At 39.8% G+C, this 17,165-nt stretch carries 17 protein-coding genes and 1 pseudogene; 14 read left to right on the top strand and 4 right to left on the bottom strand.

The genetic code is table 11. The annotated features are described in order from the left end of the window. Positions 1-16 precede the first annotated feature (16 nt). From PRIP_RS06585 to PRIP_RS17935, 3 genes are all read left to right on the top strand, one after another. The gene (locus PRIP_RS06585) at positions 17-649 is read left to right on the top strand and encodes a hypothetical protein (protein WP_036100256.1); all 633 of its coding nucleotides are present in this window, start codon (positions 17-19) and stop codon (positions 647-649) included. A 234-nt stretch (positions 650-883) separates the two neighbouring features. Beyond that, positions 884-1,222 (top strand): hypothetical protein, encoded by a 339-nt coding sequence (locus PRIP_RS06580; protein ID WP_052008772.1) that lies wholly within the window; start codon positions 884-886, stop codon positions 1,220-1,222. A 15-nt stretch (positions 1,223-1,237) separates the two neighbouring features. After that, the gene (locus PRIP_RS17935) at positions 1,238-1,372 is read left to right on the top strand and encodes a hypothetical protein (protein ID WP_277620081.1); all 135 of its coding nucleotides are present in this window, start codon (positions 1,238-1,240) and stop codon (positions 1,370-1,372) included. Between the two features lie 297 nt (positions 1,373-1,669). Here the strand turns inward: PRIP_RS17935 and PRIP_RS06575 are convergent, their stop codons facing one another. The 4 genes and pseudogenes from PRIP_RS06575 to celB form a co-directional block, all read right to left on the bottom strand. Further along, a complete protein-coding gene (locus PRIP_RS06575; protein ID WP_036100254.1) occupies positions 1,670-1,849 on the bottom strand; it encodes a hypothetical protein in 180 nt (59 codons plus the stop codon). Positions 1,850-1,932: 83 nt separating this feature from the next. Further along, positions 1,933-3,819 carry a DEAD/DEAH box helicase gene (locus PRIP_RS06570; protein WP_036100252.1) on the bottom strand — a complete coding sequence of 629 codons (1,887 nt, stop codon included), beginning with the start codon at positions 3,817-3,819 and terminating at the stop codon, positions 1,933-1,935. Positions 3,820-4,116: 297 nt separating this feature from the next. Then, positions 4,117-4,831 (bottom strand): annotated as a pseudogene (locus PRIP_RS06565) (GntR family transcriptional regulator). 72 nt (positions 4,832-4,903) lie between these two features. Then, positions 4,904-6,190, bottom strand: a complete 1,287-nt coding sequence (gene celB / locus PRIP_RS06560) for a PTS cellobiose transporter subunit IIC (RefSeq protein WP_036100251.1) — start codon at positions 6,188-6,190, stop codon at positions 4,904-4,906. A gap of 210 nt (positions 6,191-6,400) precedes the next feature. Between celB and PRIP_RS06555 the strand changes: the two genes are divergently transcribed. The 11 genes from PRIP_RS06555 (at position 6,401) to PRIP_RS06505 (ending at position 17,121) form a co-directional block, all read left to right on the top strand. Next, entirely contained in the window at positions 6,401-8,545 is a 2,145-nt protein-coding gene (locus PRIP_RS06555; protein WP_036100249.1) for a DNA topoisomerase III, read from the top strand. A 192-nt stretch (positions 8,546-8,737) separates the two neighbouring features. After that, positions 8,738-9,613 (top strand): LD-carboxypeptidase, encoded by an 876-nt coding sequence (locus PRIP_RS06550; RefSeq protein WP_052008771.1) that lies wholly within the window; start codon positions 8,738-8,740, stop codon positions 9,611-9,613. Further along, on the top strand, positions 9,592-9,885 hold the full coding sequence (locus tag PRIP_RS06545) for a hypothetical protein (RefSeq protein WP_036100248.1): 294 nt from the start codon (positions 9,592-9,594) through the stop codon (positions 9,883-9,885). The genes PRIP_RS06550 and PRIP_RS06545 overlap by 22 nt, the downstream gene beginning before the upstream one ends. Positions 9,886-10,332: 447 nt before the next feature. Further along, the gene (locus PRIP_RS06540; RefSeq protein ID WP_036100246.1) at positions 10,333-10,734 is read left to right on the top strand and encodes a DUF2177 family protein; all 402 of its coding nucleotides are present in this window, start codon (positions 10,333-10,335) and stop codon (positions 10,732-10,734) included. A 20-nt stretch (positions 10,735-10,754) separates the two neighbouring features. Continuing rightward, positions 10,755-12,428 (top strand): DAK2 domain-containing protein, encoded by a 1,674-nt coding sequence (locus tag PRIP_RS06535; protein ID WP_052008770.1) that lies wholly within the window; start codon positions 10,755-10,757, stop codon positions 12,426-12,428. Between the two features lie 101 nt (positions 12,429-12,529). Further along, positions 12,530-13,303: a DUF1295 domain-containing protein gene (locus PRIP_RS06530; RefSeq protein ID WP_036100244.1), complete on the top strand. Its 774-nt coding sequence runs from the start codon at positions 12,530-12,532 to the stop codon at positions 13,301-13,303. Between the two features lie 102 nt (positions 13,304-13,405). Next, on the top strand, positions 13,406-13,918 hold the full coding sequence (locus PRIP_RS06525) for a hypothetical protein (protein WP_036100243.1): 513 nt from the start codon (positions 13,406-13,408) through the stop codon (positions 13,916-13,918). Positions 13,919-14,106: 188 nt separating this feature from the next. Then, the gene (locus PRIP_RS06520) at positions 14,107-15,228 is read left to right on the top strand and encodes a nitric oxide synthase oxygenase (protein ID WP_036100241.1); all 1,122 of its coding nucleotides are present in this window, start codon (positions 14,107-14,109) and stop codon (positions 15,226-15,228) included. A 104-nt stretch (positions 15,229-15,332) separates the two neighbouring features. Continuing rightward, positions 15,333-15,638, top strand: coding sequence for a hypothetical protein (locus PRIP_RS06515; RefSeq protein WP_052008769.1), 306 nt, complete (start codon positions 15,333-15,335; stop codon positions 15,636-15,638). Between the two features lie 484 nt (positions 15,639-16,122). Beyond that, positions 16,123-16,620: a Crp/Fnr family transcriptional regulator gene (locus PRIP_RS06510; RefSeq protein ID WP_036100239.1), complete on the top strand. Its 498-nt coding sequence runs from the start codon at positions 16,123-16,125 to the stop codon at positions 16,618-16,620. A gap of 318 nt (positions 16,621-16,938) precedes the next feature. After that, a complete protein-coding gene (locus tag PRIP_RS06505) occupies positions 16,939-17,121 on the top strand; it encodes a hypothetical protein (RefSeq protein ID WP_036100237.1) in 183 nt (60 codons plus the stop codon). Positions 17,122-17,165 lie beyond the last annotated feature (44 nt).

Below are 17,165 nucleotides of genomic sequence, written 5' to 3'. Positions count from 1 at the left end.
AAAAAGGATGATAAGCATGAATTTGGAACAAGTAGCAAGATTACTAACGGATGAAGGGAAAGAAACACGCTACAACGGTGAAATAATAAAAGAAATACTCCCTCCATATAGCAACTATCATGAGATTTGTAAAGTAGGGGATAATTGGATACTTAATTTGGTCGTTGTGGACCATCAAAATACACCAGTGCACCAACAAATAGCTACATTCACCTCAGAAGATTCTGCGGCAATATATTTTTATATAAATCGTCTTTCATCGTTTTATTCAAAAAAATATGTCCGAAAGCTTATACAGGAACAAAATGATTTAGACATTGGTGGAGAGTTATTTGACTTACCACTTTTAATAGCAGCTATTGAAAGACTAAAAATCGAGAAATTTTTCTCTAACGGAGTAATAAATTTAAAGCCAATGAGTATTCTACTAAATAATATAAATGAAACGGACTGGAAAATTTGTTTTGTTAACTCAAATATGCAGATTTTAGATGAGTCCCAAATTTTAGATAGAATGGACGCTCTTTTCTACGCTTTTACCAACACCTACCTTTTATCTTTACTGCAATCTAGAGAAAAAGAATTGCTAGATCAAGGAGAAATTACAGAACCGTTTTCTGATGGAGAATATATTCAATTTATTGCATGAATGAAAAGCAATTTATATTCTATTTATTTTATTTATGGTAGTGGCATTCACAATGATTATTGACGAATTAAAAAAGATAACCAAAAGCGAGGCTTAAAATGGAATTCGATGTGTATATGCAAGAAATACATTGGGCAGATAGTATAGGGAGAAAAGATATTGCGAATCAACTATTCGAAAACTATCTGGTCGAAAGGCAACACATCACAAATCATTTGAAGTGAGGAAACTAATATGACAATAATTGAAAAACTTAATAATGGTCAATACGAGATAGGTGATTTAGAGAACTATCTTAGCACAGGGAATGCCATCGTACTTTACAACACGATGCATGAGATTATTGATAAAAAAATTACTGATCCAATTATAATTCAAAAACTTATTAGTATTTCTGGAAGAAGAGAGCAAACATTGGAAAATAAAATGTTAGGATTTTATACAGTCGGAGATTTTGCCTTAGCTACTTTAAAAAAATTGGGAATTGATTTGGCTTCCCTCAAAGAATATACACGTTTAGACTCCTTTGAAAAAGAGCTAATTGATGAGCTGGCAGAGTCAGGGGATTTGTAAATTAGGAGTGACACAATGGCTGTTTTCATTATCATGACAAAAGAGTACGAAAATGAGGAAAAAGTCGTTTATAAATACGGTCCTGATGAAAAAATTTCAGGCATTATTGAATATAATAAGAATAGTGGCATGATTAGCCAGCAATCCTAACAATAAAGGTATTTTTCAATATGTAAAACACAGAAGCTCTCTTTACAATTCCCATAAATTTTTTGTATTTGATTAAAATGAAAAATATCCCTTTAGGTGAGTGGATGTTCGGATATGAAGTCATTTATCCGGTAAATTTAAAAGCCCCAACAGACACGAAATCTGTTGAGGCTCTATGATGGGTTGTGAGGGTTTCGCCCCCCGCCCCGCTGATTGGTTAAAAAAATTTATACAACCGAAAAGCAACGAATCATATTGCTATCAAATTCATTAACAGCATCTGTAATACTTCTCTCTCTAATCAAAAATAACCATAACGCTATCATCATTTAAATTACTCGCGTCAGCAAATTGCAAGTGGTTATCCTCATTAAAGTAATATGCAAAAATAACTGTGTCTTTACCTACTTTTACTTTCATCTCACAAACCACTAATTCCTTTTCTTTTCTGTAATTTACATATTCATAATTGTCCAATCTTATATTTTCCAATAAATTATATGGGGTTAATATTGGACTATACATTAAGTCGTATATTTTTTTTTACATTTTTATCCATCTTAATCCTCTCCTTCACACGCTAGAAATGTCTTAACATATTCCGCCTGTTGGTCTAGTAAGCCAAATGCTTGATCGTAATCTTCCAAAGTCCAATCTTTTTTTGCCGCACCAATTTGTGTTTTCAAATAATGATTAAAATATGTGGCTAACATTCCTCCGTTTACCTTAATACGTTGGGGAATCCACCTATAATTGTTAGCCTTGAATATGGGATTATCTTTTAGCTCACTACCATCTAACTCCAAATTTGCCGCTACCAATATTTCTGGAACATATCTTTCCCTTATATCCACATCGATATTTTTCCTTTTCTCATTATAAAACAAATCTGGACGCTTGTGAACTGAATTATTCGAATCAGCCTGATCAATAACTTGAATTGCTTCGTTCTTTGAAATGTTTAGCAGCTCTTGTAAAGACTTAATCTTTTCATTCCGTTCTTTTTCCTCGCGTTGATTTTCTTTTATTAGCTCAGTAGTTAAGTATGAGCTCTTCCTTAACTCGCCCTGACCATTGTCAAAAGCACCTCCCACATCTAAAACCCTAGCCTCACTTAACTCTCCAATCTTTTTCGGATCTTCTGGAATTATCTCATCATCAAATTCCTTTAGCTCTTTTATTATATCACTTTCTTGAAGTTGTCTCTTATAATATTCCCAAAGTTCGTCTAATCCTAGGTTTTTGTGGACTACTACGCTTCCTATATTATCTGACGCTTTAACTACCTCGTTATCTGGTATTACCCGCAATATCCTGCCAATAAACTGCTCATAGGGTGAGAGATTCTTAAATACTCTAAATATCGCTGCCACAGATAAATATTTATGATCATAGCCTTCCCCCATCATATTTATGTTTACAACTACCTTGACTCTGTTATTCTCTATATCTGAAAATGCGCGCCTCTTCTCAAATTCACCTAAATCACTATGTATAATGACTGCTTCAACACCCTGATCCTTATACATCTGTTCTATCTTAATAGCTTCATCTATGTTGCTAGCTACTGCTATAATTTTGTGTGGCACAGTGGTACCTCTTCTTTTTTCGTTTAATAACGCTATACTTTCAAGTACGACGTCCCTCTTGCAATCATCTGAATATGCAACTGTCCGGGTTATCCAATCATTGTCTTTAAGATTTAAGTCTAATATTTCTTGAACCGAATATGTCTTATCTTCATTTTTATCAATTGTTAGCCTCAATTCTTGGGGGATATAATCAAATTTCTCTAATGATTTAACATAACCTTTTGCCATTGCTTGACTAAGCTTATATTTGTATATTAATTCACCACTCAGTGGTTTATTGTCTGATCTATATGGAGTTGCTGTTATTTTCACAACCTTTGCTTTAGAAAAATGATCTAAATTCTCTAACCAAGTCTTCGCTGCTGAGTGATGACCTTCATCAATAATTATCATATCAAAGTAATCCTTTGGCAACCTCCTAAGCAGTGAAGAATTATTCCTACTCTGTAATTTTTGTATATTTGTAATCACTATATTTGCCATATCTAAAATCGATTGAGGGGTATTCTCACCATCGTACTCAATCATTTGAGGCAAATTATGAGGGTTCGTTATTATCCCTAACTTCGTTAAGAAATTTTGAGAAGAACTACTATCTAACTGCTTCACTATCGTATCTTTAACTGTTAATTGAGGCGCAATTATCAACACTCTGCCTGAAGAAATATTATACGGCAAGATTGACATTAACCCAGTTTTTCCAACGCCTGTTGGCAACACTACAATAGCATGCTTATCACTTTCTTTTCGAATGAAATGTTCATATACTTCATAATATGCTTGTTTTTGGGGCTCTCGTAAGCTCTCATTTTCCAAAATATTAGTTTCTATATCTCTAAAATAATTTATATTCATCAAAACAAATCCTCCCTGTTATATTATACCTATATTATGCAATAGTTTTCTATATTGGTCAAACCTATCTATAGAGATGTACGCTTTGGATGTATACTATCGGTAGTAGACAGTAAAATGAAATGGTATATTGTTCTCAAGTAAACACAAAAGGAAAGGAAGTTGGAAATTATGTCTGGTTACAAAAAATACGTATCAAAAATCTGATTTTAGATTTTTGATACGTATTTTTTAGGTCAACAAGCCTTTTATCACGGGCGCGTGTCTTTATTAGTTTTAAGACACCCCAACTTCCTCTCACGGTTCACGATGATCTAACATAATAAAACTTCGCGTATCATAACGGTGTCGCGAACGAGAATATTCAATCGGGCGTCCATCTTTTGAATACACAACTTGCTCCACCTCAAGAACCGGGTCGTGTTCACCGCAATTCAAATACAGTTTGTCGTAGTCAGACGGCTTGTCCGCATTAATTTTTCGGAAGGCACCGCTCATAATTAGTCCAAGCTCTTGTTTTAAATAATCATAAATCGAACCGTGCAAAATCGTTTCATTCAAACCAGTGACAACATTTAGCGGCATGAACGTGTGCTCCAAAACATAAGGTTTCTTATCAAGAAGTCGCAACCGCACAATAGAATATACTGGCTCGTCTTTTTTTTATTAGCAGTTGTTCCTGTACTTTTGCATTAGGGAAGCCAATCGTAAATTCGATAACTTGGCTTGAAATATGTTTTTTTCCCATCATTTTGGTCAAGCCTTCGTAGTCGCGCAAGCTCGCGTCCTGCTTGTTCGCTAAGGCATTTTTCATTACAAAAGTTCCTGCACCACGTTGTCTGTAAACCAAGCCTTCCATCGCCAAAATATCAAATGCTTTTTTTATCGTCATGCGGCTGCAATCGTATGTTTTGCAAAGGGTTAACTGGTCTGGCAGTAATGATTCTGGAGGATAGATGCCGGAATGAATTTTGTCCCGAATATCTTTAGAGATTTCTTCGTATTTCGTCATCTTGGCGCCTCTCTTTCTAATTGTCTAGTCAAACATAGACAAATTATAGCGCATGATGGGCAGAAAGGCGAGTTATTCCTGTATTGCTTCATTTTCACGAGCAAGATTACTGCGGTCAACCAATTTCAAGAACGGATACCAAATCAGGAAGACAATGAAGAAATCGACTACTTGGAGTGCGCCACCAAGCCATGAATTCGTTGCTAAAATCCCGTTAATAATAATCGGAACAGTCCACGGAACGGCAACTCCAGTCGGCGGTGGGACAATACCCGCAGCCATAACGAGATAATTAAATAGCGTAACAACAAGCGGTGCAAGTATCCACGGAATTAAAATCGTCGCGTTAAGAACAATCGGCATCCCAAATAAAATCGGCTCATTCACATTGAAAAGTCCAGGCCCAAGCGCCAGACGACCAATCTCCTTACTTTGCTTACTCTTCATAAAGAAGGCGAGCGTAATAACAACGGCAAGTGTCATTCCAGAACCACCAAGCCCAACTGTGAAAACTTCCATAAATGGCTTAGTAATAATATGCGGCAACGGTAGCCCAGCTTTGTAAGCATCCAAATTTTCGAGCATCAATGTATTCCAAATCGGGTCCATCACGGAATTGACAATAATTTGGCCGTGAAGCCCGAAGAACCACAGTACTTGAACGAAGAACAGGGCAATCAACGTCGGCACAATTCCAGAACCTAGTCCGACGAGCGGTTTTTGAATCGTTGTATAAATGACATCATGCAAGTTTGTGTTAAACAGCACCTGCACGAAAATATTAATAAGTAGAAAAATAGATAAAGTTAAAATAGCGGGAATCAAGGCTGCAAAGGACTTAGCAACAGCTGGCGGTACTCCAGGAGGCATCTTAATTGTCCAATTCCGACCAACAAAAAAGCGATATAACTCAGCGGCAACGAAAGCCGTAATCATACCAATGAACATCCCTTTGGCGCCCAAACGATCTAGCGAAAGCGCACCAGTAATCAGTTCTCCCTTTTCACTATTGAAAAAGAATGGCGTTAAAATCAAAAAACTGGCAAGCGCGATAGCCCCGCCGTATATAGCTTCGACTTTATAGTAATTAGAAAGCGCATAACCAATTCCAAAAACGACAAACACTGTCATAATACTCATCGTTGCACTTTGCGCGTTACCTAAATAAAGTTGTAATGTCTCCTTTGTAGAATCGCTCCAAAACGGTAAATTCATTAGAACAACGGCTATCGAGCCAAACATTGTTAGTGGAAACGCTAACATAAAAGCATCACGTAGACTACCTAAATAGCGATTTTCACCGAGCTTAGCTGCAAGTGGCATTAATTTTTCTCCGAGTAACTCCATAAATTTATTCATGAAAAAAATCCTCCATTTTTAAAATTGCGAAAACGTTTTCTGTTTTTTATTATACGCATTTTATTTTAAATGTCTAGTCTTTTATTTTTAAAAGAATGGACAATGAAAGAGTGTGAATATTGTACGGCGTCGTATTTAGAATCTCAATGCGCATGTAATCCTTTTCTATGTTAAAATAAACGTATCTCAAATCCAGAAAGGAATTTTAAAATGACAAAAATAGTAGTTTTAGCAGAGAAGCCTTCTGTTGGGAAAGATATTGCGCGCGTTCTTGGTTGTAAGCAAGGGAAGAACGGGTACTTGGAAGGCTCGAAATATATTGTTACATGGGCGCTCGGTCACTTGATCACGCTCGCCGATCCAGAGAATTATGACACTAAATATAAATCGTGGAACATGGAAGATTTGCCAATGCTTCCGCAAAAAATGAAACTCGTGCCAATTAAGCAAACACGGAAGCAATACGAAACGGTGAAGAGTTTGATGACGCGTAAAGATGTCAGTGAAATCGTCATTGCAACGGACGCTGGGCGTGAAGGGGAACTTGTGGCTCGCTGGATTATTGAATATGCCAAAGTCAAAAAGCCAATAAAACGCCTCTGGATATCGTCTGTAACCGACAAGGCGATTCGTGAAGGTTTCAATCGTCTGCAACCAGGCAAAGCTTACGAAAACTTATATCGTTCCGCTGAAGCTCGCTCTGAGGCAGATTGGGTGGTCGGCATTAACGCTACCCGTGCTTTAACGACAAAGTATAATGCCCAACTTTCTTGTGGACGTGTACAAACGCCGACACTTGCGATGATTGCGCAACGTGAAGAAGAAATTCGCCAATTTAAGCCGAAAGAATTTTATCAGTTAACAGCTGTGACGGAACAGGGCAGTTTTTCGTGGAGTAAAGGGCAGACATTTGATGAGGCGGAAGCTGAGAAAACGGCGCGGAGCTTACGTGGCAAAGATGCGATTATTACAGACGTGGCCGTGAAGGAAAAGAAAACACATGCACCAGGCTTGTATGATTTGACGGAATTGCAACGTGACGCCAATAAGCGCTATGATTTTTCCGCAAAAGAAACATTGAATATCATGCAAACTTTGTATGAGCGCCATAAAGTGTTGACATATCCGCGTACCGATTCGCGCTTTATTTCGGATGACATTGTGCCGACGTTAAAAGAACGCGTCGAAGCTTGTGGTGTCGGTCCTTACGCGAAACCCGCACGTGCCGTAGCATCCAAGCCAATCAAAGCCAACAAATCGTTCGTCGATAATAGCAAAGTAAGCGATCACCACGCCATTATCCCGACCGAAGAAACGCCAAGCTTGTCCGATCTAAACGACCGCGAACGCAAAATTTACGACCTTGTTGTGAAGCGCTTTTTGGCCGTACTTTCCGCACCATTCACGTACGAAGAAACAGCCGTCCAAGCTAAAATCGGCGACGAAACATTCGGTCTTAAAGGCAAAGTCGTGAAATCACTCGGTTGGAAAGCCGTCTATAATGAAGACAACGACACAGACACCGTTACCAAACTCAAAAAAGGCGAGCAAATCAAAGTCCGCGACATCCAGATTCACACCGGCAAAACAAAGCCACCAGCCCGTTTCAACGAAGCAACCCTACTTTCCGCAATGGAAAATCCGAGCCTAACAAGCGGCAAAAAAGACCTTGCCAAAACACTCGGCGAAACCGGCGGATTAGGAACTGTCGCAACACGCGCGGACATCATCGAGAAACTTTTCAACAGTTTTTCCATCGAGAAGCAAGGCAAAGACATCATGATTACCTCTAAGGGCCGTCAACTGCTTGATCTCGTGCCAACAGACTTGAAATCCCCAGAGCTAACCGCGATTTGGGAGCAAAAACTATCCAAAATCGCCAATGGCAAGCTGGATAAAACAACATTCACTACCGAAATGCGCGACTACGCCAAAAAAGCCGTGAATGAAATCAAGCAAAACGACAAGAAATTCAAACACGACAATATCACATCTACAAAATGTCCAGACTGCGGCAAACTAATGCTACGCGTCAAAGGCAAGAAAGGCACGATGCTCGTCTGTCAAGATCGCGAATGCGGACACCGTGAAGCTGTTGCCAGAACAACAAACGCCCGCTGTCCAAATTGTCATAAACGCATGGAATTACGCGGCGAAGGTGACAAACAAATTTTCACATGTTCCTGCGGCTACCGCGAAAAGCTCTCCTCATTCAACGCCAGACGCGGAAACGAAAAGAACAAAAACGTTTCCAAAAAAGAAGTGGCTAATTATATGAAGAAGCAGAATAAACAAGAAGATGAGCCATTCAACAATCCGATGGCAGAAGCGCTTGCCAAATTAAAACTAAAATAGGATAAGAGTACACGCCCAAGTTTTCGAATTGAGCGTGTACTTTTTTGGATTATATAAATAACGATGGAATTAGTTTTGCAGCCTGCTCGTGTAAGACGCGCTAACCTTCCTGAAAATTTAGTCTCGGAACGATAATCGGTATTTTCTTTAGGTGAAATGTGCTACACTTATCATGATTTGGAGGGGATTTGTATGTTACATAATGGAGATGTAATTGGTTTGGTGGGTTGTTCGGACGCTCGGACGCGAGACCGTGAGGCGGATGTGGTGTGTGTGGAACGATTATTACTGGAGCGATTCGGGATTAAAACGATACGGTCGACTTCGATTTTTGAAGATGAAGATAGAGAGGCTAGTGCGCGTGCGTTGGATTTGATGGAGATGTATCAAAATCCAGAAATCAAGGCGATTTTTGATATTTCAGGTGGCGATTTGGCAAATGAGATTTTGCCGTATTTGGATTTTGCTGTAATCGAGAAGGCGGGTAAGCCGTTTGTTGGGTATAGTGATTTGACGGTAGTTTTGAACGCGATTTTTGCGAAAACGGGAGTTGCTGGCTGGAACTATCAGTTGTTGCATTTGGCAGGAAATGAGACGGAATTGCAATTACGCCAGTTTGAAAATGCTTTTGTAAGGGGTGAAAATGCAGAGATTCCTTATGAAATAGTTTCAGAAAATCAGGATATCACGGGGACAGTGATTGGCGGGAACATTCGTTGTCTGCTGAAACTCGCTGGTACGCAGTATTTGCCAGAACCTGATGGCGAGGTGATTTTGTTAGAGGCAATGAGTGGTAATCGGAATAAGATTGCGACTTTTTTAGCCCAACTTGATCAAATAGGCTATTTTGAGAAGGCGAACGGGATTATTTTAGGTACTTTTACAGGAATGGAGAAATTGGGTTTGGCGGAGGAAGTTCCTGACATGGTTCTGGCTTACACGCAAAAATACGACACTTTTCTAGTGAGAACTACGGTGGTTGGACATTATGAAAATGCGAAACCTTGTCCGTTTGGGAGTAATTTTAATGATAAGGAGTGGCAGAGATGCAGTTCACAATCACAGTGAAAAATAATGCAACACAAGTACTGGCGCAGAAATTATTTTTATATATTGAGGGGCAAAAAACCACAGTAGCGGTCAAAAAACTAGCTATTGGGGAGTCAGAGGATATTGTCTTTGAAATACAACCATCTGACAGAAAAATCATGTTATCGTACTTAAATACAGAAAGCGCCATTATAATTAAAGCAATCGGTGATATAAACAATATATCGCATCGAAACTTAGTGATTCAGGATGTAACACTACAAGGAACGGTGAAATACAGCTTTACATGAGTGAAAACATCGTAAACTATCATGAAATTCTAATGAATGCCCCTGCATAATCTCATCGAAGCCATGTATTATAGAGAATGTAAAGCAAGGACAGCAATTAGTTTCCCCCCCCTTTTTCTAATTGTGTTGTCCCTTAACAAACTCCCTTTTTTTAGACCAGTTTCCCCTGACTGGTCTTTTTTAGTTTGAAACATAGCCCAAATATAAGCACGAACAAAGTGAACGGTTATTCCTTTTCAAATTTCCTAAATGAAAACGCTCTCTCTCAATTTGTGTAAAGCAAGATTTTTCGTCCTGCCCAAAGTAAATGGCTGGGTAGTTTTGCTTTGTCTTGAGTTTTGTTCCGATCTTTGTTTGCGCATAAATCAAAAAAATAGCTAAACACCCCTTTAGATTGTTATAATAAACCAAGCATAAGAAAATAAAATAGGAAAGGTTCGTGGTACTATGTACTTTGCTAAGCTAGCTGGAATCGCCTTCGTTGTTTTCCTGCTAATTGATGCCATTTGGCTAGGCCTGATTGCTAAAAATTTGTATAGAAATTACCTAGGGGATTTGATGGCTGGAAATGTACGATTTGGTGCAGCGTTATTGTTTTATGTATTGTTTGTTTGCGGGATTGTATTTTTTGTAATAGAACCTGCACTAGCTAAAGATAGCCTTTCATTTGCGATTTTTGCAGGCGCTTTTTTAGGATTGCTTTGCTATGCGACATATGATTTGACTAATTTAGCGACATTGAAAGATTGGCCTGTGTTGATTACGGTACTGGATTTGGTATGGGGCGCATTTGTTACAGCAGCAACATCGGGTATTGTATTTTGGTTAGCAAAGATTTGGCATATTTAAGAATAGTAGGGGGAATCGATATGACAGATTTTTTAGATAGTAAACGGCTGTACCATGCTTTTTTAGGCGGGGCAAGAGCTGTTATTCATGCAAAAGATGGCTTGAACGCCATCAATGTTTTTCCTGTGGCAGACGGGGATACGGGGAGCAACTTGGCGCAGACGATGCACTCGATTGTCGAAGATTCAAAAATAGGTAACACGGTAAAAGAAACGCTGTACACGATTTCAGAAGCAGCACTATTCGGCGCTCGTGGGAACTCAGGGATTATTTTCGCGCAGTACATTAACGGTATGCATTTTCATCTATCGGATGATAAACAAATGTCTTTACGCGATTTCTCAAAAAGTGTTTCGGGTGGTGCGAATTATGCATATAATGCGGTGGAAAACCCAGTCGAAGGAACGATGATTACGCTCATCAAAGTCTGGTCCGAAGCTATTTCCGAGGCTGCAAATAAAGGAATCGCCTTCCAAGATGCACTGATGAATGCCTTGGATTATGCCAAAAAAACATTGGAAAATACACCGAAAATGTTACCGGTTCTACGAGATAAAGGCGTTGTGGATGCTGGTGCTAAAGGATTCTTCACATTTGTAGAAGGGTTTACGCTGGCACTTGGGAATAAAGCGTATGTTCCAAAAGTAGAAAGTTTGCCAGCTTTTTCGGTTCAGGAGGAATTGGACGAGCCGCCGACATTTCGTTATTGCACGGAAGTATTAGTTCGCGGAGAAGGGATTTCACAGGACGCCGTTTCGGAACATTTGAAGCAATTTGGAGATTCGCTAATTGTAGCAGGAAATGAAACGAAAGTTCGTGTGCATATTCATACAAATGAGCCGCAGAGCGTGTCGGAGTTTTTAAGCAATCAAGGGACAATGATTCAGCAAAAAGTCGATGATATGCAAAATCAATACGATGTTATACATCACCGAAAACATCGCATTGCGCTAGTGACTGATTCCGTAGCTGATTTACCACCAAGTTTACTCGAGAAATACCAAATTCAGATGATTCCGTTGCCGATTTCGTGGAATGACAATGTTTATTTAGATAAACTGACGATGACGACGGAAACATTGCTTACAAACATTAGTGATAGCAAGACGTATCCAAGTTCTTCGCAGCCAAACGAAAAAGCGGTTGCGAATCAACTGTCGTTTTTGGCGAATCATTATGATGATATCCTTGTTTTGACGGTAGCGGGCAAGCTTAGTGGTACGTATGAAACAATCAAGCGTGCAGCGACGGGAATAAAAGCGAATGTTGCTGTAATAGACACGATGCAAAACTCTGGTGCGCAAGGTCTGATCGTAAAAGCGGCAGCAGAACAAATCGCGGCAGGGAAAACATTTGACGAAGTTCAACATTTTGTGAAACAAAGCATTACACGAACGAAAATTTTTGTTAGTGTTCCAAATTTGGACGCGATGATCCGTTCCGGGCGACTCGGCGAGAAGGGTGGCGCGATTGGCAATACGCTAAATTTAAAACCAGTCGTGTCTTTATCGGAAACTGGTGCAGGAATAGTGAGTGACATTGCGTTTAGCTTAACTGGAAGCACTAACAAAATTGTGAAGCGCGTGAAAAAAAATGATGGCGCAAGGAAGCGTGGCGGATTACGCGATTGTCCATGCCAACACACCAGAACGGGCAGCAGAATACACCGCCCTTTTCACAAATCTGGTTGGTAAAGCACCGGCTTATGTAATGGGAATATCGTCTATCATCGCAATGAATGCAGGAAGTGGCTGTGTCGCAATCGCAATACAATTAGAGGAGGAGAATTAACACAATGGTATATGGAATCGCAGGATTATTATTATGGATTTATTTCACAATCATTTTCATCTGGGCACAGAAATTAAAAAACAACTCCATCGTTGACTTGGCGTGGGGACCGGGCTTCGTAATCGTCGCTATTTACACGTATTTCTGGGGAGGACAAATGACGACGCAAGGTTTGCTTGTTACCATTTTCGTATTTATATGGGGCATGCGCTTATTTTTCCACTTAGCAAAACGGAATATCGGTAAACCCGAAGATTATCGCTACGTTAATATGCGCAAGCGTTGGGGTACAAAAGCTGTTAAGCTGAAAACATATTTGAATGTTTTTGTTTTGCAAGGTGTCTTGTTGTACATTATTAGCTTGCCGATTTTACTTGTGAATACAACTGCGGCAACGGAATTTTTATGGTGGAATTATGTTGGGATTGTAGTTTGGCTTGTTGGTTTTATATTTGAAGTTGGTGGGGACGAGCAATTGCGTCGCTTCAAGCAGAAGCCAGAGAACAAAGGAAAGCTGATGACGACTGGACTTTGGCAATATACGCGCCATCCCAATTATTTTGGCGAAGCGCTAAGCTGGTGGGGTATTTATCTAATTACGATAACAAGCGCCGCAACCCTTTGGGGATTCATTGGTCCGCTTATTATTACGCTACTTCTCCTCTTTGTTTCAGGCGTGCCTTTACTTGAGAAGAAATACAAAGACCGTGCTGACTTCCAAGCTTACGCTAAAAGAACGTCGAAGTTCATCCCAACATTACCAAAGCGGGAGAATTAGACGGATTGAAAGACCAGTTTTAGCAGATTGGTCTTTTTGTTTACTTTTTCTACTATATATACTATAATAGCTATAGGAAAATATAAAGGGAGTGTTACATGTATGAAGAAACTACTAGGAATTGCGCTTTTAGCATCGTTTGCACTTGCTGGATGTGGCGATAACACCGCAGAGAAGGACAATGCAGACTTGAAGAAAGCCGAAGAAAAGATTGAGGCGCTGAGTAAAGAAGTCAATAAAATCAAAGAAGAAAACACCGAATTGAAAGATGCTAACGCGAATTTGGCCGCATTGCACAAAGCTGAAGCAGACGCAAAGGCGAAAGTAGAGTCGGAAAATAAAGTGAGGGCAGAAGCGGAAACCAAGGCAAAAGCTGAGGCCAAAGAAGAAAGTAGTCAGGAACAAACTACAGCCAGTGCGGAAACAGAAACACCAAAGACCAAGACACCAGCGAAACAAGAGACAACAAGCACAGCCCCAAAACAAACACCGAAAGCAGAAACGACAACACCAGCCCCAAAACAATCGGAACAAAAGCAGACCGTACAATCTCAGCCAAAACAAAGAATCTGGCACGATTACGGGAGAAGAAAAAGGTCGTCTAATTGCTACTGAGAAGAAAAAACTGAATAATCCTAACTTAACACAATCAGAAAGAAACGCGATTATTGCTGAAATTAAGCGTCTCGGACAATTGCGTGTATCGCACTAATTCTAATTTTAAAACAAGGGAAGCAAAGAGAACTTCTCTTGTTTTTTCGTGGTACAATAAAGGAAATACCGAACGGAAAGGAAGCAGAGCGATGAAAGTAAATATGCAAGAAGCAGAACAATTTATTACGCAAGCTTATAACGAGCTTTCCAGAAGTAACTCGGAAATCAAAAGCAGAATCGATGAGATACACGAAGAAATCACGCAAACTGGTACATACACGCATACGTTAGAAGAACTAACCATCGGGGCAAAAATGGCGTGGCGAAACAGTAATCGCTGTGTTGGTAGGCTTTTTTGGGATCGGATTCAAGTCGTTGATGCCCGCGATGCTGTGACGGCGCATGAAATCCAATCCGCATTGTTCACCCATATCGAAAAAGCAACGAATGGCGGGCAAATACGGCCATACATCACGATTTTTAAACCGGGTGAGGACGGACCTCGTATTTGGAATCACCAATTAATACGGTACGCAGGTTACGAGACAGAACAAGGCGTGATTGGTGACCCAGCCTCCGTCGCATTCACCAAAATCTGCGAACAACTTGGCTGGCGTGGCGCCCGGACACCGTTTGATATTTTGCCATTCGTTTTTCAGGAAAGTCACGAGTCATCTCCGACATACACCGAAATCCCACCCAAGCTTGTACTAGAAGTCCCCATCGCGCATCCAGACTATCCAGGAATCGCCGAACTTGGTTTGCGCTGGTACGCCGTGCCCATCATTTCCGAAATGAAGCTCGAAATCGGTGGGCTAACCTATCAAGCCGCACCATTCAACGGCTGGTATATGGAAACCGAAATCGGCGCCCGCAATTTTGCTGACGAAGGACGTTACAACCAACTCACCGCCGTCGCAGAAAAAATCGGTCTCAACACGAAGAGGCTCGACTCTCTATGGAAGGATCGCGCATTAGTCGAACTAAACGTCGCCGTCCTCGATTCCTATCACAAAGCTAAAGTCCAAATCGTAGACCATCACACCGCGGCCCGTCAATTTGGCCAATTCGAAACAAACGAGCAAAAAGCAGGACGTGAAGTCACCGGAGAATGGGCATGGCTCATCCCACCAGTTTCACCAGCCACGACACACATTTTCCATCAACGCTATCCAAATAAAATTATCAAACCTAATTTTTTCTATCAAGAAGCGCCTTTTCACCGGGAAGACATTGTTCCCGTAAAACGTGGCGGTTGTCCGTTTCATTGAGTTGCCAAATTGCATGTAAAAATGGTAACATAAAAGTATCCACACGTTTGCGTTAGCTTATACGCGAAAACGGATAAATATGTCTATCGAATGGAGTTTTTACGATGAATTTTGAGAAAACATTGGGGATTATTGGCGCATTGCTAGCGATGGGACTTAGCCTAACCGTTATTTCCGTAGACAGTATTGCACGCGTTTTGGAAGAAGACTCATTAGTGTTTACGATTCTTAATTTCGCAACACTAGCGATGTCATTTGTCGGTTTATTCGGCGCAATGATTATGCATAAAGCTCCGCTAAAAGGTGGCGTTATGCTAATTGCCTCGGCAGTAGCCTGCACAATGAGCGTTTCTATGATGTTCCTACTTCCAATTGTCCTTTTGTTCAGTAGCAGGTCTAATCGGACTTAGTACTGCAGACGATTTATCAGAAGAAAATGCCTAAGTAATACGAGAAAGTCGGTAGGAAAGCCAACAACTTGGCGCCTGCCGATTTTTTAAATTATATACTAATCATGGTATACATAAAGCCTCTTTATACCATGATTAGTCTTTTTTTACGTTTTTTCGTGTTTTTTAACTCTTCACAAAAAGTTCATAAACAACCTCTATAACCACCTTTTTAGCTATTTAAGAATACCATAATCCGATTTTTGTAACACCCCAAGCATATATTCAACCCATACGTACCACGACAAGCCAACACCTCAAAAAGTAGGGAAACCCAAAAAGAATGTATACTAATCCTGTTCAAAAAAACATTTTGGTATCACGAATATTGTTCACAAATTCTCTGAAATAAAGAGAGCTTTGTGACGTATAGTTTCCGTCTGGAAAAACATCACCGTGATATGATATGTATATCGAAAGGCGATAGAGAAAGGAGCTTGTTAACATGAGCTACATGGAATTATTCGATAAGGATGTTATGGAAGAAGAATTTAGCAGCACAGAATTACTAAACGTTTTATCAGACAAAACATCTTTTCCTATAGATAAAGAAAGAAAAGTGTTCCGAAAAAAAGATTATATAGTGATTGAAAACGAAATACACGATTACATCTATTTCATCCAATCTGGTATTTGTGGCGTATGGAAAAATGAGCATATTAATAGCTTCATCGGCGAAAACGACATTATTGGTTTCAACGAAATACTAGGAAACGAACCATCATTTACAAGTGTCATCGCTCTAACCGACATTGTGACTTGGCGCTTTTCCAAAGAAGAAGTCATGAGCAAGCTAATGTATTCTCAAGAAGGCGCGTTCTACCTCTACCAATATATGAAACTAGTCAACGCTAATCTCCTACAAAAACAACTTCTCCAAACCGAAGAAACAAAAAAAACAACTTCTCCTCACCCTCACACATCTAGGACAACAATACGGTGAAGAAAATCAATATCAAATAATATTACCGAAAATTTTTACAAAAAAGATAATTTCGAATTATCTAGGCATGACAAGACAACACATGACATACCTCTGCAAAGATTTCGAAAACAACGGGATTTTCGAAGCAGACACAAACCAATTCATTCTAAATAAAGCTGACATAAGCATACCATACTAAAATATATTTATTGAAAAATCAATCTAAAACACAATTAACTAGGAGGCTAAGAAATGACAATCAATTCTCGACCTGATTCCAGCTAAGTCCGGAAGTTCTAGGTTAAAAAACTCAAACTGTAGTAAGGAGGCTAAACAATGAGTCAAGGTGGTAATTTAAATCCATTGGTCCCAATGACTGGAGGTGGTCCTATTATTGGTGCGGCAATGCTCCAAGGGTATCCGCTCATGGCAGCAACCATAGGCATTGGAATAGCAGCAGTAACAGCCGTTCTTTTATTTGCGAAGAATAAACGGAAGCAACACAATCAAGTATCCTAAGACATAATTTGTACAAAACATCATAAGTGTTTCAAAGAATCAGG

The organism is Paenilisteria riparia FSL S10-1204 (genome assembly GCF_000525995.1).
In the GTDB taxonomy this organism is placed as follows: domain Bacteria; phylum Bacillota; class Bacilli; order Lactobacillales; family Listeriaceae; genus Listeria_A; species Listeria_A riparia.
The sequence above is the reverse complement of the archived record's forward strand: the minus strand, read 5'-3'. Positions and strand labels throughout refer to the sequence as shown.